Annotated in this window: 23 protein-coding genes; 12 read left to right on the plus strand and 11 right to left on the minus strand. The window is 64.2% G+C overall.

The features are described from left to right. Positions 1–145 precede the first annotated feature (145 nt). The 3 genes from dxs to AWB68_RS13995 all read right to left on the minus strand — a co-directional run bounded on the left by dxs (position 146) and on the right by AWB68_RS13995 (position 3,356). A complete protein-coding gene (gene dxs, locus AWB68_RS13985; protein WP_087644955.1) occupies positions 146–2,059 on the minus strand; it encodes a 1-deoxy-D-xylulose-5-phosphate synthase in 1,914 nt (637 codons plus the stop codon). A gap of 92 nt (positions 2,060–2,151) precedes the next feature. After that, positions 2,152–3,039, minus strand: coding sequence for a polyprenyl synthetase family protein (locus AWB68_RS13990; RefSeq protein ID WP_087644956.1), 888 nt, complete (start codon positions 3,037–3,039; stop codon positions 2,152–2,154). Next, positions 3,036–3,356: an exodeoxyribonuclease VII small subunit gene (locus AWB68_RS13995; RefSeq protein ID WP_087644957.1), complete on the minus strand. Its 321-nt coding sequence runs from the start codon at positions 3,354–3,356 to the stop codon at positions 3,036–3,038. Before AWB68_RS13995 ends, AWB68_RS13990 begins: the two co-directional genes overlap by 4 nt. A gap of 317 nt (positions 3,357–3,673) precedes the next feature. Between AWB68_RS13995 and AWB68_RS14000 the strand changes: the two genes are divergently transcribed. Both AWB68_RS14000 and AWB68_RS14005 read left to right on the plus strand, forming a co-directional pair. Next, on the plus strand, positions 3,674–4,780 hold the full coding sequence (locus AWB68_RS14000; RefSeq protein ID WP_087644958.1) for an aromatic ring-hydroxylating oxygenase subunit alpha: 1,107 nt from the start codon (positions 3,674–3,676) through the stop codon (positions 4,778–4,780). A gap of 139 nt (positions 4,781–4,919) precedes the next feature. Beyond that, positions 4,920–5,789: a sulfurtransferase gene (locus tag AWB68_RS14005; RefSeq protein ID WP_087644959.1), complete on the plus strand. Its 870-nt coding sequence runs from the start codon at positions 4,920–4,922 to the stop codon at positions 5,787–5,789. Positions 5,790–5,795: 6 nt separating this feature from the next. Here AWB68_RS14005 and AWB68_RS14010 read toward each other — a convergent pair whose 3' ends face one another. The 3 genes from AWB68_RS14010 to polA form a co-directional block, all read right to left on the minus strand. After that, positions 5,796–6,671 (minus strand): dienelactone hydrolase family protein, encoded by an 876-nt coding sequence (locus tag AWB68_RS14010; RefSeq protein WP_087644960.1) that lies wholly within the window; start codon positions 6,669–6,671, stop codon positions 5,796–5,798. A 219-nt stretch (positions 6,672–6,890) separates the two neighbouring features. After that, positions 6,891–8,228, minus strand: coding sequence for an NAD(P)/FAD-dependent oxidoreductase (locus AWB68_RS14015; RefSeq protein ID WP_087644961.1), 1,338 nt, complete (start codon positions 8,226–8,228; stop codon positions 6,891–6,893). Positions 8,229–8,369: 141 nt separating this feature from the next. Beyond that, positions 8,370–11,108 (minus strand): DNA polymerase I, encoded by a 2,739-nt coding sequence (gene polA, locus AWB68_RS14020; protein WP_087644962.1) that lies wholly within the window; start codon positions 11,106–11,108, stop codon positions 8,370–8,372. A 1-nt stretch (position 11,109) separates the two neighbouring features. Here polA and AWB68_RS14025 point away from each other — a divergent pair, with 1 nt between their 5' ends. Beyond that, complete coding sequence (locus AWB68_RS14025; protein ID WP_087644963.1) at positions 11,110–11,859, plus strand: LOG family protein; 750 nt, start codon at positions 11,110–11,112, stop codon at positions 11,857–11,859. A 54-nt stretch (positions 11,860–11,913) separates the two neighbouring features. Here the strand turns inward: AWB68_RS14025 and AWB68_RS14030 are convergent, their stop codons facing one another. After that, positions 11,914–13,443 (minus strand): AMP nucleosidase, encoded by a 1,530-nt coding sequence (locus AWB68_RS14030; protein WP_087644964.1) that lies wholly within the window; start codon positions 13,441–13,443, stop codon positions 11,914–11,916. 200 nt (positions 13,444–13,643) lie between these two features. Between AWB68_RS14030 and AWB68_RS14035 the strand changes: the two genes are divergently transcribed. The 5 genes from AWB68_RS14035 to AWB68_RS14055 all read left to right on the plus strand — a co-directional run bounded on the left by AWB68_RS14035 (position 13,644) and on the right by AWB68_RS14055 (position 17,114). After that, positions 13,644–14,042, plus strand: a complete 399-nt coding sequence (locus AWB68_RS14035; RefSeq protein ID WP_087644965.1) for a hypothetical protein — start codon at positions 13,644–13,646, stop codon at positions 14,040–14,042. Positions 14,043–14,196: 154 nt separating this feature from the next. After that, positions 14,197–15,168: a homoserine kinase gene (locus tag AWB68_RS14040; protein ID WP_087644966.1), complete on the plus strand. Its 972-nt coding sequence runs from the start codon at positions 14,197–14,199 to the stop codon at positions 15,166–15,168. Positions 15,169–15,175: 7 nt separating this feature from the next. Continuing rightward, entirely contained in the window at positions 15,176–15,997 is an 822-nt protein-coding gene (locus AWB68_RS14045; RefSeq protein ID WP_087644967.1) for a BPSS1780 family membrane protein, read from the plus strand. Positions 15,998–16,112: 115 nt separating this feature from the next. Then, positions 16,113–16,595: a MarR family winged helix-turn-helix transcriptional regulator gene (locus AWB68_RS14050; RefSeq protein WP_087644968.1), complete on the plus strand. Its 483-nt coding sequence runs from the start codon at positions 16,113–16,115 to the stop codon at positions 16,593–16,595. A gap of 99 nt (positions 16,596–16,694) precedes the next feature. Further along, complete coding sequence (locus tag AWB68_RS14055) at positions 16,695–17,114, plus strand: organic hydroperoxide resistance protein (RefSeq protein ID WP_087644986.1); 420 nt, start codon at positions 16,695–16,697, stop codon at positions 17,112–17,114. Between the two features lie 106 nt (positions 17,115–17,220). Here AWB68_RS14055 and AWB68_RS14060 read toward each other — a convergent pair whose 3' ends face one another. Both AWB68_RS14060 and AWB68_RS14065 read right to left on the minus strand, forming a co-directional pair. Further along, positions 17,221–17,394: a DUF3563 family protein gene (locus AWB68_RS14060; RefSeq protein ID WP_087644969.1), complete on the minus strand. Its 174-nt coding sequence runs from the start codon at positions 17,392–17,394 to the stop codon at positions 17,221–17,223. Between the two features lie 135 nt (positions 17,395–17,529). After that, positions 17,530–18,687 (minus strand): extracellular catalytic domain type 1 short-chain-length polyhydroxyalkanoate depolymerase, encoded by a 1,158-nt coding sequence (locus AWB68_RS14065; protein WP_087644970.1) that lies wholly within the window; start codon positions 18,685–18,687, stop codon positions 17,530–17,532. 357 nt (positions 18,688–19,044) lie between these two features. Here AWB68_RS14065 and AWB68_RS14070 point away from each other — a divergent pair, with 357 nt between their 5' ends. Then, positions 19,045–19,728, plus strand: coding sequence for a phosphatase PAP2 family protein (locus AWB68_RS14070; RefSeq protein ID WP_125482934.1), 684 nt, complete (start codon positions 19,045–19,047; stop codon positions 19,726–19,728). A gap of 76 nt (positions 19,729–19,804) precedes the next feature. Here AWB68_RS14070 and AWB68_RS14075 read toward each other — a convergent pair whose 3' ends face one another. Continuing rightward, positions 19,805–21,244, minus strand: a complete 1,440-nt coding sequence (locus AWB68_RS14075; RefSeq protein ID WP_087644971.1) for a CHAD domain-containing protein — start codon at positions 21,242–21,244, stop codon at positions 19,805–19,807. Between the two features lie 171 nt (positions 21,245–21,415). On the opposite strand from AWB68_RS14075, the gene AWB68_RS14080 reads away from it, so the two are divergent. The 3 genes from AWB68_RS14080 to AWB68_RS14090 all read left to right on the plus strand — a co-directional run bounded on the left by AWB68_RS14080 (position 21,416) and on the right by AWB68_RS14090 (position 24,351). Further along, positions 21,416–23,002: an inorganic phosphate transporter gene (locus AWB68_RS14080; RefSeq protein WP_087644972.1), complete on the plus strand. Its 1,587-nt coding sequence runs from the start codon at positions 21,416–21,418 to the stop codon at positions 23,000–23,002. Between the two features lie 276 nt (positions 23,003–23,278). Beyond that, the gene (locus AWB68_RS14085) at positions 23,279–23,437 is read left to right on the plus strand and encodes a DUF3309 family protein (protein ID WP_087644973.1); all 159 of its coding nucleotides are present in this window, start codon (positions 23,279–23,281) and stop codon (positions 23,435–23,437) included. Between the two features lie 125 nt (positions 23,438–23,562). Next, positions 23,563–24,351, plus strand: coding sequence for an SDR family NAD(P)-dependent oxidoreductase (locus AWB68_RS14090; RefSeq protein ID WP_087644974.1), 789 nt, complete (start codon positions 23,563–23,565; stop codon positions 24,349–24,351). Positions 24,352–24,446: 95 nt separating this feature from the next. On the opposite strand, the gene AWB68_RS14095 is transcribed toward AWB68_RS14090, so the two are convergent. Then, a complete protein-coding gene (locus AWB68_RS14095) occupies positions 24,447–24,758 on the minus strand; it encodes a hypothetical protein (RefSeq protein WP_087644975.1) in 312 nt (103 codons plus the stop codon). Between the last annotated feature and the right edge of the window lie 74 nt (positions 24,759–24,832).

A 24,832-nucleotide genomic window follows, 5' to 3' on the forward strand; every position in this document is an offset into this window, starting at 1 on the left:
TGGTCCGGGGCAACGCGCGACGTCAAACGGTACGGCGAATTTCAGTGAAACGCGGAAAAAGACGCGTTGGGATGTCGTCATGTCGATTGATGCGGCGAGCGGGACGCACGTTCCCCGGGCGCGCCCTCCACACCCTGTTTTCGGCTTACGCGACGCGCTTCGTCAGCTTGCCCGGCACGCTTTCGACCTCGGCGAGAAATCGTTCGCGGATCGACCGGGCGATGCCCGAGCCATCCAGCCCGACGCTGGCGAGCAGCTTGACCGGGTCGCCGTGATCGATGAACGCATCGGGCAGGCCAAGTTGCAGCACCGGCTTGATCACGGAATTCGCCAGCAGCGATTCGACGCACGCCGAACCCGCGCCGCCCATGATCGCGCCTTCCTCGACGGTCACGAGCACATCGTGCGTCGCGGCGAGTTCGCGCAGCAAGTCGGCGTCGAGCGGCTTCACGAAGCGCATGTTGGCGACGGTGGCGTCGAGTTCCTCGGCGGCCACGAGCGACGGCGCGACCATCGTGCCGAACGCGAGAATCGCGATGCGCTTGCCCGAACCGAGTTTCTGCGACGACTCGCGGCGGATCTCGCCACGGCCGAGCGGAATGGCGGTCATCTGCTTGACCGTGGCGACACCCGTGCCGGCGCCGCGCGGGTAGCGCACGGCCGCCGGTCCCGGTTGCTGGAGCGCGGTGTAGAGCATCTGGCGGCATTCGTTCTCGTCGGATGCGGCCATCACCGTCATGTTCGGAATGCAGCGCAGAAACGCGAGATCGTAGTTGCCCGCGTGCGTCGCGCCATCGGCGCCGACAAGTCCGGCGCGGTCGATGGCGAACACGACCGGCAGGTTCTGCAAGGCGACGTCGTGGATCAACTGATCGTAGGCGCGTTGCAGGAACGTCGAATAGATCGCGACGACCGGTTTCATGCCGTCGGCGGCGAGACCGCCCGCGAACGTTACCGCGTGCTGCTCGGCGATGCCGACATCGAAATAGCGGTCCGGAAAGCGCTTCTCGAACTCGACCATGCCCGAGCCTTCGCGCATCGCGGGCGTGATGCCGACGACGCGCGAATCCTGCGCGGCGGCGTCGCAAAGCCACTCGCCGAACACCTGCGTATAGGTCTTCTTCGACGGCGCGGCCGACGGCTTGATGCCCTCTGCCGGATTGAACTTGCCCGGCCCGTGATACAGCACCGGATCGGCCTCGGCGAGCTTGTAGCCCTGCCCCTTCTTCGTGACGACGTGCAGGAATTGCGGGCCGCGCAGTTCCTTGATGTTCTGCAGCGTCGGAATCAGCGAATCGAGGTCGTGGCCGTCGATCGGGCCGATGTAGTTGAAGCCGAATTCCTCGAACAACGTGGCCGGCACGATCATGCCCTTCGCGTGCTCTTCGAGCTTGCGGGCGAGATCGAGCATCGGCGGCGCGACGCGCAGCACGCGCTCGACGCCCGCGCGGGCCGCCGCGTAGAAACGCCCCGACATCAGCCGCGCGAGATGGCGATTCAACGCGCCGACCGGCGGCGAAATCGACATGTCGTTGTCGTTCAGGATGACGAGCAAGGGCAGGTCGTCCTCGACGCCCGCGTTGTTCATCGCCTCGAAGGCCATGCCGGCGGTCATCGCGCCATCGCCGATCACGGCGATCGAGAAGCGGTTGTCACCCTGCAACTTGTTCGCGATCGCCATGCCGAGCGCGGCCGAGATCGACGTGCTGGAGTGCGCCGTGCCGAACGTGTCGAACTCGGATTCGCTGCGGCGGGGGAAGCCCGAAATGCCGCCGAGCTGGCGCAGCGTCGGCATCTGGTCGCGCCGGCCGGTCAGGATCTTGTGCGGATACGTCTGGTGACCGACGTCCCAGACAATGCGGTCGCTGGGCGTGTCGAATACATAGTGCAGCGCGATCGTCAGTTCGACCGTGCCGAGATTCGACGACAGGTGACCGCCCGTCTGCGACACGCTGTCGAGCACGAAGGCCCGCAGTTCGTCGGCAAGCGGCTGCAGTTGGCGGCGATCGAGGGCACGCAGGGCGGCCGGATCGTCGATGGTTTTCAGCAAGTCGTACATCGTCGTCCCATTTTAGGAAAACTGGCGCGGTTCCGTGGTCCGATCAAACGCCGTTTTTTCGGCGCCGTCGGTCAGATTCACGCATTCAACGTTCAGTGCACCCGGTTCACGACCAGGTCGGCAAGTTCGGCGAGGCGCTGCGCGCGCGCGCCGAACAGCTGGAGCGCGGCATGTGCGTCGCGACGCAATTGCGCGGCGAGTTCGCGCGAGGCGTCGAGTCCGATGATGGACACGTAGGTTGGCTTGTCGTGCTGCGCGTCCTTGCCCGCGGTTTTGCCGAGGGTTGCGGAGTCGGCGGTGACGTCGAGGATGTCGTCCACCACCTGGAATGCAAGGCCGACCGCGGCCGAATAATCGTCGAGCGCCCTGAGTGCCGCTTCGTCAGGCGTGGCGCCAGCCAGCGCGCCCATGCGCACCGCTGCGCGCAGCAACGCGCCCGTTTTCTTCCGGTGCATCGTTTCCAGCTCGGGCCGCGACAGCTTGCGTCCGACGCTTTCCAGGTCGATCGCCTGCCCGCCGGCCATGCCGATCGAGCCGCTCGCGAGCGCCAGTTCACGCACGAGCGCCGCCTGCTGCGCATCGTTCAGACCATTGCCGGCCGCGGTCAGCGCGACGAACGCCTGCGACTGCAGCGCATCGCCGACGAGAAGTGCCGTCGCTTCGTCATATTGCACGTGTACGGTGGGCTTTCCGCGACGCAACGCGTCGTCGTCCATTGCGGGCATGTCGTCATGCACGAGCGAATACACATGGATCATCTCCAGCGCGGCACTGGCAGCTTCGACCGCCTCGGCGCTTGCGCCCGTCAGTCCGCCCGCGGCATGGCACAGAAGCGGGCGCACCCGCTTGCCACCGCCGAGTACCGCATAACGCATCGCTTCATGCAGCTTCGCCGGCGCGATGTCGGTGCCCGGCAAGTAGTGTTCGAGTGCCGTCTCGACACGGTCGAGACTGGCACGCATCCATTGTTCGAATGTCATAGATCGTCCCCGTTGTCGGCCGCGGCGCCCGTACCCTGGGCCGCGCGCTGCGCGTCGGCGGGCAGCGCCTTGAGTGTTTCGCCGTCGAGCACGCGAACCTGCTGCTCGACCTTTTCGAGCTGCTGTTGGCAAAAGCCCACGAGCACCGCACCGCGCCGGTATGCCGCAAGCGATTCCTCGAGACTCAGGGCCCCGCCTTCCATGCGCGCGACGAGTCCTTCGAGTTCTGTCAGCGCCGCTTCGTAATTCTCCGGAGGCGTCGTGCCATCGGCGTCCGGCGCACTGGCGGCAGCTTCCTCTGTTGCGGTTTTCGCCATGAATCTTTGGTGTGGAATCGAATTTTGGGAACAAGTCGCACATTCTACGGCAAAAGCCAATTTTCCGACCTCCGAACGGTCCAGACCCGCACGCACAGCGCCTTCGGCACACGTTGCATGCGCTTCGCGCGCCGCGCGGGCGGTGTCCGAAACCGCCGCTAAACGCCCTTAACCGCTTGGAACTCCCGGCCCAAATCTGACCCAAATCAACACCTGCGCGCCCCGAAAAGGGGGATTTGGGTATAATCGCCGGCTCCCTAAATCGAATTTTCGATGGTTGGGTTGTTCACTGCTTTCACGTCTTCACGGGAGTGGGAATGTCCAATCTGAGCAATGCATTGCAGTTGAAGGCTGTTCACAGCCAGCTGCCAGTCACGGCTTACTTTGACGAAGCGCTTCTTACGCGCGAGATCGGCACACTTTTCAAGCAAGGTCCTCGTTATATCGGGCACGAACTCATGGTTCCCGATGCGGGGAGCTACTTCGCGCTTCCAGGTGAAGGCGAAGGGCGCCTGCTCGTGCGCAACCAGCAATCGCAGATCGAATTGCTGTCGAATGTCTGCCGTCACCGGCAGGCCATCATGCTGAACGGGCGCGGCCGGGCGGACAACATCGTCTGTCCCCTCCACCGCTGGACCTACGATCTCAACGGGCAACTGCTCGGCGCGCCGCATTTCGCCGACAACCCGTGCCTGAACCTCGGCGCCACGCCGCTGCAGAACTGGCAGGGCCTGCTCTTCGAGTCGCAGGGCCGCAACGTCGCGGCTGATCTCGCGCGTCTGGGCACCGCGCAGCATTTCGACTTCTCCGGCTTCATGTTCGATCACGTCGAAGTGCACGAGTGCAACTACAACTGGAAGACCTTCATCGAGGTCTACCTGGAGGATTACCACGTCGCGCCGTTCCATCCGGGCCTCGGCAGCTTCGTCTCGTGCGACGACCTGACGTGGGAATTCGGCGACTGGTACAGCGTCCAGACGGTGGGCGTACACAAGAACCTGGAGAAGCCGGGCAGCCCGACGTACCGTAAATGGCACGACGAAGTGCTCAGGTTCCGCAACGGCGCGCCGCCCGAATTCGGCGCGATCTGGATGGTGTACTACCCGGGCCTCATGATCGAGTGGTATCCGCACGTGCTGGTGGTGTCGTGGCTGATTCCGCGCGGCGCCCAGAAGACGACGAATATCGTCGAGTTCTATTACCCCGAGGAAATCGCGCTGTTCGAGCGCGAGTTCATCGAGGCGGAACGCGCCGCGTATATGGAAACCGCACGCGAAGACGATGAAATCGGCGAGCGGATGGATGCCGGGCGCCGCGCGCTGATGTCGCGCGGGGAATCGCAGGTCGGGCCGTATCAGAGTCCGATGGAATCGGGCATGCAGCATTTTCACGAATTCCTGCGGCATCAGCTCGGCGAAATCTGAGCGCGGCGGGTGCATCGCGGGTTGATCCAGAAAGACGGGCGTGAGCCCGTCTTTTTTTGTTTAGACTTAGTGCATCCACTACTCGAAAGCGCTCTGCCCTTCTGCCATCGGCCAAGTCGGGCGAGCATCAGGAGCTGTCATGCCGCACACCCACCACACCACGCTCATTTCCGCCGCCAATCTCGCCGAACGGCTCGCCGCCGCGCCCGGCAGCGTGCTCGTCTTCGATTGCCGCTTCGATCTCGCCGCGCCGGAGGCGGGTGAAGCCGCGTATGCGGCCGGTCACGTGCCAGGCGCCCTTTACCTGCATCTGGACCGCGATCTGTCGGGGGCTACGACCGGCACGAACGGACGGCATCCGCTGCCCGATCGCGCGGATCTGGTGGCCAAACTCGCGGGCGTCGGACTGAACGAAGGCCAGCAGGTCGTCGCCTACGATGCGCAGGGCGGCATGTACGCCGCGCGGCTGTGGTGGCTTTTGCGCTGGCTCGGACACGACTCCGTCGCGCTTCTCGATGGCGGCCTGCAAGCGTGGGAAGCCGCCGGAAAGCCACTGGAGACGGAGGCGCAGCCCAGGTCGCCGGGAAACTTCAAGGCGGGTGCGCCGCTCGCCGTGACCGTCGACGTTCAGGCGGTCGAGCGCAATCTGACCACGCGCGACCATGTGCTGATCGATGCGCGCGCCGCCGACCGCTATCGCGGGGAGAACGAAACGCTGGACCGCGTCGGCGGGCACATTCCGGGTGCGCTCAATCATCACTACAAGGAAAACCTGACCGCCGAGGGCCGCTTCAAGACCGCCCACGAATTGCGCGACGCGTTCAGCGCGCTCGTCGGCGCGACGGCTCCGGATCGGGTCGTGCTGCAATGCGGCTCGGGCGTGACCGCGTGCCACAACGCGCTCGCGATGGAGATCGCCGGCCTGCACGGCGCGGCGCTTTACGCAGGCTCGTGGAGCGAGTGGAGCGCGAACCCGTCGCGGCCGGTGGCGACGGGCGCGGCACCCTGATGCCGGCTATTTGACGCCGTGCTCCTTGAACCACGCGATGGCGCGGCGCCAGCCGTCCTCGGCGTCCGCCTTGCGGTAGCTCGGACGATAGTCGGCGAAGAAAGCGTGCCCCGCGTCGTCGTAGACGACGAACTGCGAGCCGCGCGCACTCGGCGGCCCATTGGCGATCGCCTGCTTCATCGCCTCGATCGTATCCTGCGGGATGCTCTGATCCTGCCTTCCATATAAGCCGAGCACCGGCACCTTCAACTCCGCCGCGTTGTCGATCGGATTGCTCGGCGAGTTGGCGGTCTTGTCGCCGGTGAGCCGTCCGTACCACGCCACCGCCGCCTTCACGCGCGGATTGTGCTCCGCGTAGAGCCACGCAATCCGCCCGCCCCAGCAGAACCCGGTGATACCGAGCCGGTTCAGGTCGCCGCCATGCTGGCCGGCCCAGGCGACGGTCGCGTCGATGTCGGAGAGCGCCTGCGCGTCCTGCACCTTCGACACCACCTGGTCGATCAACTGCTGGATCGACTGATACGAAGATGGATCGCCCTGGCGCGTGTAGAGATTCGGCGCAATCGCCAGATAGCCGAGCTTCGCGAAGCGCCGGCAGACATCGGCAATATGCTCGTGCACGCCGAACGCCTCATGGATCACGATGATCACCGGCAGCTTCGTCTTGCCCTTCGGCTGCGCGTGATAGGCCGGCACCAGCGTGCCATCGGACGCGCGGACGCCAATCGCGCCGGCTTCGAGTCCTTCGCTGTCGGTGTGGATGGTTTGCGCCGAGACCGGCAGCACGGCGGCCGCGAAGCCGGTGCCGAAGGTGGCCTTGATGAAGGTGCGTCGGTCGAACGGGACATGCGGGATGAGGCAGTCGACATCAGGCTTAAGCATACGAAGCTCCTGCGGCGAGTGCCGCCAAGGGCCGCCGGCTGCGCGTGCGCGCCGGACGACGCTGTTTCAGAGACCGCGCGCCGGGCGTCACGAAACCGGGCGCTGCATCGGCGAAAACGCGGCGCGGCCTCGGACCGCGCCTTCGAACCCTGCGCCAGACGGCGCGCCGCCCATTCTAAACAGCTTTGCCGATAGCCGGCGCCCATGCCGATGCGGAGCTCAGTGGAGCTTGACCCGCGGCGCGGTGGAACGGCGCAGCCAGTGCGCGAAGGTGTCGAGCACCATGCGCGGATAGCCGTGCAGCGCCGCGATGTGCAGCCGGTACAGCGACATGTACATGAAGCGCGCGAACAGCCCCTCGATCAGCATGTTCCCGCCGATCAGCCCGCCCATCAGGCTGCCGACCGCGCTGTAATGCCCGAGCGAGACGAGCGAGCCGAAATCGCGATAGGTGTACTCCTGCAGCGGTTTGCCTTCGAGCCGGCGCGCAAGCGACTTCATCAGGAAGCTCGCCTGCTGGTGCGCGGCCTGCGCGCGCGGCGGCACGTTGCGCTCGTTGCCGGGCCACGCGCAGGCGGCGCAATCGCCGAGCGCGAAGATGTTGTCGTCGATTTCGGTTTGCAGCGTACGCCGCACGACGAGCTGGCCGAGCCGATTGGTCGGCAGGCCGTCGAGGTTCGTCAGCACCGCCGGCGCCTTGATGCCTGCCGCCCACACCGTCAGGTCGGCGCGAATCGTCTTGCCGCTCGCCGTGCGGATCGACTCGCGCGAGACCTCGGCGACCGTTTCGTTCGTCATCAGCATGACGCCGAGCTTGGTGAGCAACTCGGCGGTGGCCGTCGACACGCGCTCCTGCAACGCGGGCAGGATGCGCGGCCCCGCTTCGATCAGCGCGATGCCGATGTCGTGCTTCGGGTCGAGCTTGTGCAGCCCGTACGCCGACAACACTTGCGCGGTATTGCGCAATTCCGCCGACAGTTCGACGCCCGTCGCGCCCGCGCCGACGATCGCCACCTGGATGCGCGGCTGGTGAGGCGCGCCCTCGACGACCGGGTCCGGCGCGCGATGCTCCGCGCGCATGCAAGCCGCGATCAGCCGCTTGCGAAAGAGTTCAGCCTGCCCGACGGTGTCGAGCGCGATCGAATTCTCCTGCGCGCCCGCGACGCCGAAGAAGTGCGTCGTGCTGCCGATGGAGATGACCAGCGTGTCGTATTCGAACTCGCGTTGCGGGATCAGCTCGCCGGCTTCCTCGTCCCGCAGCGGCCCGATCGTGATGCGCTTGGCCGCGCGATCCAGCCCGATGAGTTCGCCCTGCGCGAACTCGAACCCGTGCCAGAGCGCCTGCGCTGCGTATTCGAGTTCTTGCGTGAACGGGTCCATGCTGCCCGCCGCGACTTCGTGCAGGAGCGGCTTCCAGATGTGAGTCGGGTTGCGGTCGATCAGCGTGACCTGGGCTTGCGGCGTCTTTTTCGAATCGGTCGAACCGTACCGGTCCCCGAGACGCGTGGCCAGTTCGAGCCCGCCGGCCCCTCCGCCGACGATGATGAAGCGATGCATTGAATTCTCCCGTTGTCGTTACTTGAACTCGTTGATTCTTCGGACATTGGCATTCCTGCTCGCCTCGACGAGGCATTGTGCGCGCCCTTGCGGTGCGCCCACAAGCCCGTGTTCCGCACGCGCGACATGCGGCAGCAAAAATCAGTGCGCTTCCTCCCAGTTCGCGCCCGCGCCCACTTCCGCGACGAGCGGCACCCTCAGCGTCGCCACGCCGCACATCAGTTCCGGCAAACGCTTACGGACGTCCGACAGTTCGTCTTCGGGCACTTCGAGCACCAGTTCATCGTGCACCTGCATGATCATCTTCGATTTGACGTTCGATGCTTCGAGCCAGTCCTGCACCGCGATCATCGAGAGCTTGATCAGGTCGGCCGCGGTGCCTTGCATCGGCGCGTTGATCGCGGCGCGCTCGGCGGCCTGGCGGCGCGGTCCGCTGCCGCCGTTGATCTCGGGCAGCCACAGGCGCCGGCCGAACACGGTCTCGACGAAGCCTTTCTGCTTCGCGCTCGTGCGCGTGTTCTCCATATACGCCGCGACACCCGGATAGCGCGCGAAATAGCGGTCGATGTAAAGCTTCGCGGCATCCCGCGTGATGCTCAGGTTCGACGCAAGTCCGAACGCGCTCATGCCGTAGATCAGGCCGAAGTTGATCACCTTCGCGATGCGGCGCTGATCGCTCGATACCTCGATCGGCGTCACGCTGAAGATCTCCGCAGCGGTCGCGCGATGCACGTCCTCGCCCTGTGCGAACGCGCGCATCAGCGACGGGTCGCCGGAGATGTGGGCCATGATGCGCAACTCGATCTGCGAGTAGTCCGCCGACACGATCCGGCTGCCCGGCGGCGCGATGAACGCTTCGCGGATACGCCGGCCTTCACCTGAGCGCACCGGGATGTTCTGCAGGTTCGGCTCGTTCGACGACAAGCGCCCCGTCACCGCGACAGCCTGCGCGTAGTTCGTATGCACGCGGCCCGTCGCCACGTTGACCATGCGCGGCAGCTTGTCGGTATAGGTGGACTTCAGCTTCGACAAGCCGCGATGCTCAAGCAGGATCTTCGGCAACGGATAGTCTTCGGCGAGCTTCTGGAGCACGTCTTCATCGGTCGATGGCGCGCCGCTCGGCGTCTTCTTCACCACCGGCAATTGCAGCTTCTCGAAGAAGATCTGCCCGATCTGCTTCGGCGATCCGAGATTGAATTCACCGCCCGCCAGTTCGTACGCCGTGCCTTCGAGTTCGATGAGCCGCGCCGCGATCTCGCTGCTTTGCTTTTGCAGCTTCTCGCGATCGATCAGCACGCCGTTGCGCTCCATCTTGCGCAGGACGCGCGACGTAGGCAGTTCGATATCGCGATACACGCGCAGCAGGCCAGGTTCATCGGCAACTTGCGGATACAGCGCCTGATGCAGACGCAAGGTGATGTCAGCGTCCTCGGCGGCGTACTCGGCGGCCTTGTCGAGTGCGACCTCGTCGAAGCCGATCTGCGATGCGCCCTTGCCTGCCACGTCTTCATACTTGATCGTCTTCGCGCCGAGATGACGCAGCGCGAGGCTGTCCATGTCGTGCGTGCGGTGCGATTCCAACACGTAGGATTGCAGCAGCGTGTCATGCTCGACGCCGTTCAACTCGATGCCATAGTTGGCGAGCACCTGCTCGTCGTACTTCAGGTGCTGGCCGACCTTCTTCTTCGATGCATCCTCGAGCCAAGGCTTCAATTTCTGAAGCACTTCATCGCGAGGCAACTGAACGGGCATGTCCGGCCCGCGATGCGCGACCGGGATATAAGCCGCATGCCCCGGCTCGACCGACACCGACAAGCCCACGAGTTGCGCGACCATCGGATCGAGCGCCGTGGTCTCGGTATCGAACGCGGTGAGTTCGGCCGCATCAATCTTCGCGAGCCAGCCGTCGAACTGCTCCCAGGTCTGCACGGTATCGTAGTGATGGACGATCTCGGTGGCTTCGGCGGGCGGCGTATCGGTCGGGCCTTCCACCGCATCGGCAATCTCGACTTCGCGCAGCCACGTCTTGAAACCGTGGCGCGTGAAGAGGTCGCGCAGTTCCTCGCGGGATTCGGGACGGCTCGGCAAGGTCGCTTCGATCGACTCGATCTGCGAGCGGAGATCGCACTCCGTGTGCACGGTCACGAGCTTGCGCGCCATCGGCAGGAAGTCGAGAGCCTTGCGCAGATTGTCTCCTACCGCACCTTTGATCTCGTCGGCGTGTGCGACGATGCCATCAAGGGTTTCGTATTGGGTGAGCCACTTCAAAGCCGTCTTCGGCCCGCACTTCTCGACGCCCGGAACGTTGTCGACCGTATCGCCGATGAGCGAGAGGTAGTCGACGATCCGCTCGGGCGGCACGCCGAACTTGGCCGCAACCCCGGCGCGATCCAGCGTCTCGTTGGTCATCGTATTGATGAGGGTGACATGATCAGTCACGAGCTGTGCCAAATCCTTGTCGCCCGTCGACACGATAACCTTCATGCCGCGCTTCTCGGCGGCCACCGCGAGCGTGCCGATGACGTCGTCGGCCTCGACGCCTTCGATCATCACGAGCGGCCAGCCGAGCGCGCGCACCGTCACGTGGATGGGCTCGATCTGACGCGCAAGGTCGTCAGGCATCGATGGGCGGTTGGCCTTGTAGTCCGCATACCAGTCGTCGCGAAACGTCTTGCCTTTGGCGTCGAATACGCACGCGCTATACTCTGCATTGATCTCGCGCCGCAAACGGCGCAGCATGTTCACCATTCCATACAGCGCGCCCGTCGGCCCGCCATCGGGGCCGCGTAAATCGGGCATCGCGTGATAGGCTCGGTAGAGATAACTCGAACCGTCGACCAATAGCAGGGTCTTACCTTCAAGACTGAGTTCTTCAGGCATTATGAACAAGAGAAAAGTGATTCCGAGTCTGCGATCGCTCGCAGATCAAGAGCGCGCGACGGCCAAGAAGGCTCGCGCATCGTGGCAGATGTTCACGATTATGGCAGAGTTTATCGAGGCGACCGAGTACCTCTCGGAGATCCGTCCTGCCATCAGCATCTATGGTTCCGCGCGTCTCAAACCTGAGTCGCCATACTACAAACTCACCATCGAGATCGCGCAGCGATTCTCCGACGCGGGCTTCGCCGTCATCTCCGGCGGCGGTCCCGGCATCATGGAAGCGGCCAATAAAGGCGCACATGCGGGCAAGTCGCCGTCGGTCGGTTTGAACATCGAGTTGCCGCACGAGCAGTCGGGCAATCAGTGGCAGGACATCTCGCTGCGCTTCCGTCACTTCTTCACGCGAAAGGTCACGTTCGTGAAGAACTCGGATGCGGTGGTGGTGATGCCGGGCGGCTTCGGCACGCTCGACGAACTCGCCGAAGTGCTCACGCTCATTCAGACGAAGAAGTCGCGCCATGTGCCGATCGTGCTGGTCGGCGCGGAGTTCTGGGCGGGTCTGCTCGGCTGGTTCAAGGACACGCTGCTCACGAACGGCGTGATCGGCGACAAGGACCTGAACCTGATGCAGGTGATCGACGATCCTGACCAGGTGCTCGAAGCGGTGCTCAAGTTCTATGAAGACCGCGAGGAAGCGGAAGAGCAGCCGGCCGAAGGCAAGTCCGACGAAGACCGGATGTTCTATCTCTGAGATGCGCAACGGGCGGCCTTTTAAAGGCCGCCCGTTTCGTTTGCAGAGTAGGCGCTACTGGAATGCGACTTCCGCGAAGCTGCGCAGCTTGCGGCTGTGGAGCTTCGACAGCCCGTTCATGCGCAGCAACTCCATCGCCTTCACGCCGATCTGCAAATGCTGGTCCACTTGCGCGCGGTAGAACTGGTCGGCCATGCCCGGCAGCTTCAGCTCGCCATGCAGCGGCTTGTCGGATACGCATAGCAGCGTGCCGTAAGGCACGCGGAAGCGGAACCCGTTCGCCGCGATCGTCGCGCTTTCCATGTCGAGCGCGATCGCGCGGCTTTGCGACAGCCGCTGCACCGGCTCGCGATGATCGCGCAATTCCCAGTTGCGGTTGTCGACGCTCGCCACCGTTCCCGTGCGCATCACGCGCTTGAGTTCCACGCCCTCGAGTTGCGTCACCTGCGCGACCGCCTTCTCCAGCGCAACCTGCACTTCGGCCAGAGCCGGCACGGGCACCCATAGCGGCAAATCCGCATCGAGCACATGATCCTCGCGCACATAGCCGTGTGCGAGCACGTAGTCGCCGAGACGCTGTGTGTTGCGCAACCCCGCGCAGTGCCCGAGCATGATCCACGCATGCGGACGCAGCACCGCGATGTGATCGGTGATCGTCTTCGCGTTCGACGGCCCGACGCCGATGTTGACCATCGTGATGCCGCTGCCGTCGGCGCGCTTCAGGTGATACGCGGGCATCTGGGGCAAGCGCGCCGGTGCCGTGCCCTCGTCCTCGAACTGCTCGCTGAGGTTCGCGTTGTAGGTGATCACATCGCCCGGTTCGACGAACGACGAATACTCGCTGCGATACGCACGCGTTTCTTCATCGTCAGTGCGCGACATCATCGTGCGACCGAGCTTCACGAACTCGTCGATGTAGAACTGGTAGTTCGTGTAAAGCACGTAGTTCTGGAAATGCGTCGGAAGCGTAGCCGTGTAATGCCTCAGCCGATGCAGCGAGAAATCCACGCGCGCCGCCGTGAACAGCGCGAGCGGATGCGGCTCGCCCGGACCCGGCTCGTAGGTGCCGTTGACGATGCGGTCGTCGAGCAGCGCGAGATCGGGCGTATCGAAGATGTTGCGCATCGCGAGCAGGCGGTCGCGATCGAGATCGCCTTCGAGATGGATGCCCTCGGCAAATGCGAAATGAATCGGGATCGGCTGCGCCGACACCCCCACTTCGATGCCGACGTGATGGTTCTTCGCCAGAAGCCGCAACTGCTCGCGATAGTAATCGCCGAACAGGTCGGGACGCGTGAGCGTTGTCTCGAAGATGCCCGGCCCGGCCACGAAGCCATACGAGCGGCGTGAATCGATTTGCGTATTCAGTTCGGTCCGCACGCGCACGAACGGATAACACGCGCGCACGCGATGCGTGAAGCGCTCGTTACGCCGATAACGCGCGAAAGCATCGCGCAAAAACGCGGTATTTGCTTCATAAATCGCCGACAGACGCGTGACGGCGGCGACGGGATCGTCGAAGGATTCCGTCGGGAAATCGTTGGCGGGTGTGGCCTGCGTGCTCTGAGTCCGGTCGTTGGTCATGATCTTGCGCGCTCTTGTGATGAATCGACATTACCACGGAAGAACGCAAGATCCATGAAGCCCATGCTCGCCGCGTGCGCGCTGCAACACCTTTATGACGCGGTCATCAAATAAGCCAAAAGCGGCGCAAAATAAGGCGTTGCGAGACCCTTTGACGGATGCGTTTTGCTAAAATCCGGCCAGTCATTTGGAGAAACACCATGAAGCCGCTTCTTTCTGCCGCCGTTGCGGCAGTCCTCGCCGCCGGCAGCATCAGCGCGATTGCGCAGCCGACGCCCGCGGCAGCAGAGCCCCAGGCGCACACGATGTCGCCGGAAGAAGCCGCCGGGCTTCCGGACCTGAAGGCCATCAACCGCCCGCCGGCATCGGTGAGTTCGAAGGTCGAAATCTCGCCGCCGCGCCAGCCGAGCTATCACGAACTGAGTACGAACGGCACGGAAATCACCGAGTACCGCGACAAGGGCAAGCCCGTCGAAATCAACGTGCAGTCGAATTTCGGCACGCGCTACCAGATGAGCGCGCCCGCCGACACGTCGCCCGCGGTACGCGACAACGGCAAGGCGAGCACGCGCCTGCCGTCGTTGAATCTGCGTTATTGACCTGCGTTATTGATCGCCCGCCCGCAGCGTGCACTGAGGGCTTCCGCAATCCCCGCCTGGCAGCCGCTCGTCGCGTGAGCGGTTCGCCAGACTGGCAGCGTCGCGCGCCACGCGTTTGAACGAGCCAGCCATCCAACCTGACCACGTTCCCCGCATGGCCGTATTTACTCCTGTCACCCCTTCCCAGCTCGACGACTGGCTGCAGAACTACGATCTCGGCGATGTCGCCGAATTTCGCGGCATTGCGTCGGGCATCGAGAACAGCAACTTCTTCCTGACCACGACGCACGGCCAGTACGTCCTCACGATCTTCGAGAACCTGAGCGCCACGCAACTGCCGTTCTACCTCGACCTGATGCGCCATCTCGCATCGCATGGCGTGCCGGTGCCCGATCCGATGCCGCATCGCGACGGCTCGCTCTTCGCCGAACTCAACGGCAAGCCCGCGACCATCGTGACGAAGCTCGAAGGCGCGCCCGAACTGGCGCCCACGCCCGCGCACTGCATCGAAGTCGGCCAGATGCTGGCGCGCCTGCATCTGGCGGGCCGCGATTTCCCGCAGCATCAGCACAACCTGCGCAGCCTCGCGTGGTGGCAGGAGAACCTGCCCGCGATCCTGCCATTCCTCGCCGGCGACCAGCGCGCCCTGATCGAAACCGAACTCGCGCATCAGACGGCGTTCTTCGGTTCGGCCGATTACGCGTCGCTGCCGGAAGGCCCGTGCCATTGCGACCTCTTCCGCGACAACGTGCTGTTCGCGCACACGGCGGGTCATGTGCGCCTCGGCGGCTTCTTCGACTTCTATTTCGCCGGCGTCGACAAGTGGCTGTTCGACGTCGCCGTGTGCGTGAACGACTGGTGCATCGACCTCGCGACGGGTGTACTGGACCCATCGCGCGTCGACGCAATGCTGCGCGCCTACCAGACCGTGCGCCCGTTCACGCCCGCCGAGGAGCGGCACTGGAACGACATGCTGCGGGCGGGCGCGCTGCGCTTCTGGGTCTCGCGTCTCTACGATTTCCATCGCCCGCGCGAGGCCGAAATGCTCAAGCCGCACGACCCGGGTCATTTCGAACGCATCCTGCGTGAACGCGTCAAAGCCGCACCCCATCCCGCCACACGGTAAGCAATTTATGCAACTGATCGAAGTCCCCGCCAAAGCCGGTTACGTGTGGTTCCGCCAGGGCATCTGGCTGTTCCGCCGCAATCCGCTCGCGTTTCTCACGGTGTTCTTCGCGTATCTGTTCATCATGACGCTGATCTCGCGCATCCCGCTGGTCGGCCCGTTCCTGCCGCTGCTGCTAATTCCGGGCGTCGCCGTCGGCTTCATGGCCGCGTGCCGCAACACCATCGCGGGCAAGCCCGTCTGGCCGACCGTCCTCGTCGACGGATTTCGCTCCTACGGCAGCGTCGTCTCGCGAAGGCTGCTGGTGCTGGGCGCGCTCTATATCGTCGCGATGGGCGCGATTTTCGCGCTGTCGGCGCTCGTGGACGGCGGGCTTTTGCTCAGCATGATGCTCGGCAACGGCCCGACCGGCGACCCGGAAACCGTGGCCGCCAGCTTCAGTCCGCTCGCCGTGCTGGTGGCGATGGGTGGGTATCTGCCCGTCGCGATGCTCTTCTGGTTCGCGCCGATCCTGGTTGCGTGGCACGACGTGCCGCCGGCGAAAGCGCTCTTTTTCAGCTTTGTCGGTTGCTGGCGCAATCGCGGAGCGTTCGTTTTCTATGGCGTACTGTGGATCGCGATCGCGCTCGCCGTGTCGTTCGGATTGACCGCGCTAATGCAGGCGCTCGGCGCAGGGCAGGAAGTAGCGCTCGCGGTGCTGATGCCCGCGTCGATTCTCGTCACGACCGCGCTGTATTGCTCGTTCTACGCGACCTATCGCGGCTGTTTCGGCGTGCAATCGCCCGACACGCCCGATATTCCGGACGGCTCGGACGCGCCGGGCGTGTGATTCGGCTGGCCGTCCGCCGTTGAAAACGGGCGCCTTCGGGCGCCCGTTTCATTCGTGCGCAAAGGATTTGCGTAGACTAGCGCTATCGGCCATTCGCGCTCCCGGGCTTTCCGCCATGACCTCGCCCCAGAACTTCCCGCTCGAACTCGACGAGCAACTGTGCTTCGCGCTCTATTCGACGTCGCTCGCGATGACGAAGGCCTATAAGCCGCCGCTCGAAAAACTCGGGCTGACCTATCCGCAATACCTGACCATGCTCGTTCTCTGGGAAAGCGACGACCTGACCGTCAAGGAAATGGCCGCGCGCCTGAGCCTCGATTCCGCGACGATGACGCCGCTTCTCAAGCGCCTCGAAGCGCAGGGCTACGTCGAACGGGTGCGCGGCGTCGAGGACGAGCGGCAGGTTCATATTCGCCTGACCGAGGTCGGCCGCGCGCTGAAGCAAGCGGCGCGCGAAATACCGCCGGAAATCTACTGCGCCGCCGGGTCGGACGCCGACAACCTCACGCAATTGCGCGATTCGCTGGTCAAACTGCGAGCGTCGCTGAACGAATACATCGCGGTTGATAGCCTGAGTCAAACGCGGCCATCAAAATAATTTACTTTGTACACTAATTATTATCGCGATACATTTCATCCCGTGGTTGGCGCTTCAGCGAACCAAAAATCGAACCGAACTCAACGAAAGGAGCAAATGATGAGCATCCTCTACAAGGCAACGGCAACGAGCACGGGTGGCCGCGACGGCCGCGCCGTTTCGTCGGATCAGCAACTTGACGTAAAGCTCAGCGCGCCGAAGGAACTGGGCGGCACGGGCGCGGCGGGTACGAACCCGGAGCAACTGTTCGCAGCCGGCTATTCGGCGTGCTTCCTGAGCGCGATGAAATTCGTCGCCGGCCAGCAAAAGCGTTCGGTTCCCACCGATACGACCGTGACGGCGGACGTAGGCGTCGGTCCGAACGACACCGGCGGTTTTGCGCTCGACGTGGAACTGCGTGTCACGCTGCCCGGCTTGTCGGCGGAAGAAGCCCAACAACTGGTCGATGCCGCGCACAAGGTTTGCCCTTACTCGAACGCGACGCGCAATAACGTGGACGTCCGCGTGAAGGTGGCCTGAGGCTACAAAGCTTCGGCCACAAAATGCGAATGCCGGCTCAAGAGCCGGCATTTGCGTTTGATGCTTGCGCTTTCGATCGCGCTGCGCCGTGCATGGCGCCTCGCTCTTACTGAGCGAGCCACGACGGATGACGTTGCGAGCCACGACGATCCAGGTTCTTCATACGATATTCGAGATCGTAGATGTCGGTGGCTTCGGCGAGATAGGCGTCGTCGCGTTCACGCGCGCGTTCATCAGGGGTCTTGGTCAGAAACAGGAAGATTCGGCTGAGCAGATACATGGTGCACCTCGAAGATTAAGGGTAAATACCTATGACAGAACCGATTATAGGGTAATCCCTTATTCGACGCCAGCCTTCATTCCAGAAACCTGACCCTGAAGACTTAATTGCAACAACCGAAATGCCGAAAGGGCCTCAGGCAAGCAATTCGTCGCCGATCGAGTGCTTGACGCGCCGCTGGTGCTTGAAAAATTCCCACATCAGCGCGGTCGAATCAGGCCCCTTCGACGAGTGGAACGCGACGGTATCGTCGCCGCCGGCCCACGAATGGCCGAGCCCGCGCACGACGCAGGTCTTCACGACCCGACGCCCGTTCTTCACGAAGTCGCGGACGACTCCGTCCGCCACCTTTTCCTCGCGCGTTTCGCCGGCGCGACGTGCACCGGTCGCATCGATGAAGCCGTTCAGCCGCAAGAACTGCGTGGACAGTTGCTCGGCGTTGTTAGCCGACACGACCGAATCGAGTTCGCCGTGCACGATGATGGCCGGCATGCCCGGAAAGTTGCGCACGTCGACGGTGGCGTCGATCAGCCCAACCGGGTCGTTGCGGCTGCCGCGCCGCATGACGTCCATCGCGGCGACCGCGGAGCGCGCCTCGCCGAACACGACGCCCGAATGCAGTCCGACCGCAGCGAACACCGACGGATAGCGGATCGCGAGCAACGCGGCGAGCCCCGCGCCCGCCGACATCCCGGCGACGTACACCCGCTCCGGGTCCAGCCGATGTTGCGCGACCACCGCCTGCACCAGCGAAACGACCGATGCCGCTTCGCCGCCGCCACCGGCACTGGAGTCGTCGTACCAGCGCCAGCAGCGGTGCGCGTGATCGTGCTTTGACTGCTCCGGATACAACACCGCGAAACCGTAGCGGTCGGCGAGCAAGTTGATGCGCGTGCCTTGCGCAAATTCGTCGGCGTTCTGCTTGCAGCCGTGCAGCATCACGACGAGCGGCATCCGCGCGAGTGCCGCGCCCGGCGGCGTATAGAGCGCATACGACAGGTGATTGACGAAGCGTCCGGCCGTCGGCGGCGCCGAATGGAACGAGCGCTCCCATTTGCCGCGTGCCCACGCCGATGCGCGGGGACGAACACGCGACTCGTGCACGGGCGGCCGAGCGCTGGCACGCGCCACGGGTGCGGATTTGACCGGGGCGGCGACCTTCGCCTTCTTGACGGTCGTCGCGCGTTTTTGCTTTGCCGGCGTGCGCGTCTTCGGCGACCGGACCGTTTCGGCCTGGCCGGTGATCAGACGTCGCAGGCCGCGCAGCCAGAGATTGGTGAGACTTTTTGGCATTTGAATGGGGCTCCACAGCATGCAATTTGGTCCGGCGCGACGAAGGACGCACCGGAAGTTTGTGCAGTGCACAATAACACCGATCATCTTGGGTTGCGTGCAGCAGCGCGGTGCGGAAACGGGCCAAACTAGATGGCGATAGCGACTTTAACCGTAAAATAATGCAACTTATTGATCATTACGCGCAGAATTCCCAGCCGGTCCTGGCAAAATTCGGAAATTTCCTCAAAAGGTATACTGTTGCTAGCCGGTCGCATCGTTGTGATCGGTGAAACGGGATGCCAAGGGAACACTGGAACGCCGCTTCGGCTGCGGCGTTGCAGCAACGATCGTTCCACCCAGTCAAAAAATAATTCGATGCCTGATTTTCCACCTTCACTCTGGTTGTCGATTACCGCACTTGGCAGTGTCGGCGTGATGATTCCGCTCGCGCTCGCCGTGGCCGCGTGGCTCGCGATCGGTTATCCGCGCCGGTACGCGCTCGGCTGGCTTGGCGTCCTCGGGGCGGCGAGCGGTCTGGTGTTCGTCAGCAAGATCGCGTTTCTCGGCTGGGGACTCGGCGTGCGCGGCTGGGATTTCACCGGCATCAGCGGACACGCGATGGTCGCGACCGCGGTCCTGCCCGTGGCGCTGTTCGTCGCGCTGCTGCCCGCGCGTGGTGCGATCCGCGCGACGGGCGTGCTGCTCGGGCTCGCGGGAGGCGTCGCGGTCGGGGTGTCGCGGATCGTGTTGAACGCGCATTCGGAATCGGAAGTGATCGCGGGCTGCGCGCTCGGCGCCGTGGTCGCGGTGTCGTTCGCGCGGCTCGCGTGGCGCGCCGAGGCGGGACGGCTGTCACCGGCGCCGGTCGCAGCCAGCCTCGCCGTGGTGGCGATCACGCTGCACGGCGTGCCGGTGCCGACTCAATACTGGATCACGCAGATCGCGCTGGAATTGTCAGGCCACGAGCGGCCCTACATACGCGCACGCTGGAAAGCCGGCCACTACGACGCGCCAGTCCGGCGCACCGAAGCGCCCGCGCCCCGGTTTCCGGTCGCCTGAAGCGGCGCGTTCACGCTTGATCGCTTGATCGCTTGATCGTCAGATCGCTGGATCGCTGGATCGCGACCGCCGACGCCTAATCCAACGTCTTCACGCGCGGACGCCCAATCGAACGCAGGATGCGCTCGCCCTCCCGCGCGTCCTTTTCCTCCGACACCGCCGCCCACGCCCGCGCGAAACCGCGCTGGTAGTCGCTGGCTTCGGGTAGCGTCGCAAGCCGCTCGGCGGCGACGGCGGCGTCGTTTCCTTCGCCAAGCACCGTCTGCAGGCGCCCCAGGCGTTTTGCGATGCTGCCGTGCGTGCGTTGCGTCGTCAGCGAGCGCAGGAATTCGAGCGCGTAGCGCAGCCGTTTCGCGTGGATGCGCACGCGATGCCGCGAGGGCACGTCGAGTGTCGCGAGATCCGGCACCCTGGCGATCTTCCGATAGAGCTTGCGGACGTGCGTTTTCGCGTAGTCCATGAGCGGGACGGGTTCGTCCTCGGGACGCGCGTCGAGCCGTCCGAGCCATTCGACGAACGCAAGCGACAGCAGCAAGTACCGCCTCGAGCGCAGTGCTTCGCCGAGCTTTTCCCGCGCGGCAAGCCGTTTCGTGTTGGCGGCGTCGATCGCGTTCTGCCACGACGGGCCGCCGGCGTCCGCCGCAGCGAAGGCGGTGAGTGCGGTATCGGTGAAGACGTCCCAGTCGCGGGCGTCGGCGAGCAGGTCGCCGAACCATTTCAGATCGGGCGCGACGGTCTCGTTCCAGGCTTCGTCGACGTACTCGGGGAACAGCTTCAGCAGCGTCTTCAGCCGCCGCTGCGCGACGCGCAACTGATGCACGCGATCGACATCGAGCGAATGGCGCGCGCCCGCGTCGTTGCCAAACCAGTGCAACGCAACCGATGCCGCGATCTCGAGGAACGCCTCGCGGGTCGTCGACTGCTTCGGCAGATCGAGCTTCGACGCGTAGATGACCGGGGCATCGGAGGAAGCGACGGTGCCAGCGTTGGCATCGGCCAATAGCAACAACGGCAATGAATCGACCGCTTCACGCGCGAGGCTGAACATCCCGTCGAACGCGCTTTCGTCGTCGCGGGGCGCGGCAAAGGTCAAGATGATCCGCTCGCCGTTCTCGGCCGTGAGCGTCGCGAGGACGTTGCCGATGCGCCATTGCACGCGCCTCATTTCGCGCGCGGGCCCCGGCTCGACATCGCGGCCCTCAAGGGACGGAAGTACGTCGCCAAACCCGCTCAGCGATGCAGCGAGATCGCCCGCCGTCGGCCGGACACACTCGCGGCAGCGCGACAGGCCGGGCAGGATCGGGCGCAGTTGCTCGACCGCGTGGACCGTCGACTGGCCCTCCTCTGTGCCGACCCACAGGCGCCAGCCATCCACGCCGGTTTCGAGGTCCTGAAGCACCACGCGGGAGCGCACGGCTTCGGCTCCCGCAAGCGACGGCAGCGCCGCCAGGTTGCCAGCGAATTCCTCGAATGATTTCTCCGGCGAGACCAGCGCCAGTTCAATCCGTGCCGTCATGGATTCCTCGCAAAATCGCGCGAACGCCTTGCAGATCAGACAAATTCAGCTTACAGCGCGTTCATCAAAGCGACACAAAGCGCGTGCCACCATGGCGGCCTGCGGACGAGCAAGCCGCCTGCGTCAACGCCCATCAGAGCCTACATCGTAACGCCCACCCAAGGACGCACCATGACCGATCTCGCGTTTCCCCAGTCAGGAGAAGGCCGCTCGCTCGGGCAGCGGCTCGCGCTGCTGCTGTTTTTCCTCGTGATCACTGCGGGCGCCATTTACTGCATCGTGCATCTGCTGGAAGACCTGGAGCCGGTCCGGCAAGCGTCGTGGCTGCCTTACGCGCTGCTCGGCGTCGCGCTCCTGATCGCGCTCGGCTTCGAATTCGTCAATGGCTTCCACGATACGGCCAACGCCGTCGCCACCGTCATCTACACGCATTCGCTGACGCCGAATCTGGCCGTCGTCTGGTCGGGCGCGTGGAACTTCATCGGCGTGCTGGTTTCGAGCGGCGCGGTCGCGTTCGGGATCCTGCAATTGCTGCCGGTGGAGTTGATCATCGGCGTCGGGACGACGCAAGGATTCGCGATGGTGTTCGCGCTCCTCATCGCCGCGATCATCTGGAATCTCGGCACGTGGGCGCTCGGCCTTCCTTCTTCGAGTTCGCACACGCTGATCGGTTCGGTGATCGGCGTCGGGCTGATGAACCAGATGCTGCACGGCACGAACGGCACCTCGGGCGTCGACTGGAGTCAGGCGATGTCGGTCGGCAAGTCGCTGCTGTTTTCGCCGCTCGTCGGATTTATCGCGGCGGGCTTCCTGCTTTATGTGCTGAAGCTCGTCGTGAAGGTTCCCTCGCTCTACAAGGAGCCGGAGAAAAACACGCCGCCGCCGTTCTGGATCCGCTGCCTGCTGATCCTCACGTGCACTGGCGTCTCGTTCGCGCACGGCTCGAACGACGGCCAGAAAGGCATGGGACTCATCATGCTGATCCTGATCGGCACCGTGCCCACGGCCTACGCGCTGAACAAGGCGGTGACCTCCGACGAGACGCAGACGTTCCTCTCGGTAAGCCATCACGCCTCCGAAGTGCTCGGCCGGTACGCCAACGGCGCGGCGCCTGTCGCCGATCCGCGCGCCGACGTCGAGCGCTTCGTGCAGACGAAACAGCTCACGCCGACTACGGTGGTCGCGGTGAAACAGGTGGTCGACCTGATCGACTCGCAGGTCCGCCCGAACGGTTCGATCGCGGCCGTGCCGCAGGGCATCGTCAATAACGTGCGCAACAACATGTACATCGTGTCCGAGGCAATGCGGCTGATGGAAAAGCAGAAGACGCCCGCCTTCGCTCCCGACGACACCGCCGTCCTCGACAACTACAAGCACGAGCTCGATCACGCGACGAAGTTCATCCCGACCTGGGTCAAGGTCGCCGTGGCCGTCGCGCTCGGACTCGGGACGATGGTCGGCTGGAAGCGGATCGTGGTGACCGTCGGCGAGCGCATCGGCAAGACGCATCTGACGTATGGACAGGGCGCGTCGGCCGAACTCGTCGCGATGCTGACGATCGGCGCCGCCGACGTCTACGGCCTGCCCGTCAGCACGACGCACGTGTTGTCATCGGGTGTCGCGGGGACGATGGCCGCCAACGGCTCCGGCCTGCAATGGCGTACGGTGCGCAGTCTCGCGCTCGCGTGGATTCTGACGTTGCCTGTCTCGATCGCGCTGGCGGGCGGGCTGTTCTGGGTGTTCCGCGGCGTGTTCTGAAGCGCTCGCCACGGCGGCTTACAAAACGCTCGGCGAAGCGTGCAATTCTTGCCGAGTCCTGTCTTTTCGACTCTGCGCCGCCGCTCCGACCGGCGGCGCACTCCGTTCCTGCACGGGGCTCGCGCCCGTGTGGCACAGCCCTTGCTGAATGCTGGGCGTCGATCGCAAACCAAAAGGTGATCGCGGCGGCTGGACACCCGCCGCGTGGCGCGTCGTCGTCTCGACGAATGCGCATGCCCGCCAAATCCCGCGATCTTTGAACAAGGAGAAGTCGATATGACGATCGGAACCATCTTGCTGATCATCCTGATCCTGCTGCTGATCGGGGCCATTCCGTCGTGGCCGCACAGCCGCGCCTGGGGCTACGGCCCGAGCGGCATACTCGGCGTCGTGCTGGTTGTGGTGATTGTCCTCTTGCTCATGGGACGCTTATAAAGATGCCGTAACGCGCTCTGCGTTCGGCGCTGAACGGTGCTAAGTTCCTGAATTGACCCGTTCGATACAACTCGGTTGACGGGCCGTCCCACGGCTCGTCAACCGTTTTTTTTGGAGATCAACCGATGAACCTGCACCTCGACAACAAGCTCGCGCTCGTATCCGGATCGACGAAGGGAATCGGCCACGCGATCGCCGTGGGGCTCGCGCGGGAAGGCGCGCGGGTGATCGTGAATGGCCGCACGCAGAAGTCCGTCGACGATGCGCTCGCGAAGCTGCGCGAACAGGTGCCCGACGCGAAAGCCGAAGGCTTCGCCGGCGATCTCGCCGAGCGCGCGCAGGTCGATGCGATCGTCGCGCGCTATCCGGCGGTCGACGTTCTCGTGAACAATCTCGGCATCTTCGATCCGAAACCGTTCGACGACATCCCCGACGAAGACTGGCAGCGTTTCTTCGACACCAATGTGATGTCGGGCGTGCGGCTCACGCGTGCATACCTGTCGAAGATGAAGGAGAAGAACTGGGGGCGCGTGGTGTTCATCAGCAGCGAGAGCGGCGTCCAGATACCCGTGGAGATGATCCATTACGGCGTGACGAAGACGGCGCAGCTCGGCTTGTCGCGTGGGCTGGCTGAGAGTTGCGCGGGCACTGGGGTGACGGTCAACGCCGTGCTGCCGGGTCCGACGCATTCGGACGGCGTCGAGGAGATGGCGCAGAAGATGGGCGGCGGCAAGTCGTTCCGCGAATTCGAGAAGGAGTTCTTCGAAACTGGGCGGCCGAGTTCGCTGATCAAGCGTTTCGCGACGACCGAGGAAGTCGCGAACATGGTGGTGTATGTGTGCTCGGAGGCGTCGTCGGCGACGAACGGCGCGGCGTTGCGCGTGGACGGCGGGGTTGTGCGCTCGGCGTTTTGAGTTCGTGGGCCATCGCTTCCGATAAAAAAGAAAGGGCGCTCATTCGAGCGCCCTTTCTGTTTAATCCGAGAAGCTTAGGCCTTCCCAGCCCGCTCTCACACCCGCAGCACCTGCCCGTCCGGCCCGATCTTGCGCGGCAATTCCATCACCGGCTCGGCTTGCCGGGGCGCCGGCTTCACGCGCGGCACGGCGACCGGCTGCGCGACCGATGTCTTGTCGGCAACCTTCTTCACCGACGTCACGTTCTTGTGCTTCTTCTTCGCCTGCACGGGCACGACGTTGTGTGCCTTCGCCCTGGTTTTCGCGGTTTGCGCCTCGGGCGGATTCCAGACTTCGGTGTAACGCTCGGCTGCCAACGCGGTCGACGATGCCACCAAAAGACAAATAGTGAGGAATACGGGCTTCAAGACAATCGCTCCATGTGTGGTCTGTCTCCGCGCACGCGGAGGAATCCATCGTGGGGAAAAAGCATTGCGAACGG

Source organism: Caballeronia choica (assembly GCF_001544535.1).
GTDB lineage: Bacteria > Pseudomonadota > Gammaproteobacteria > Burkholderiales > Burkholderiaceae > Caballeronia > Caballeronia choica.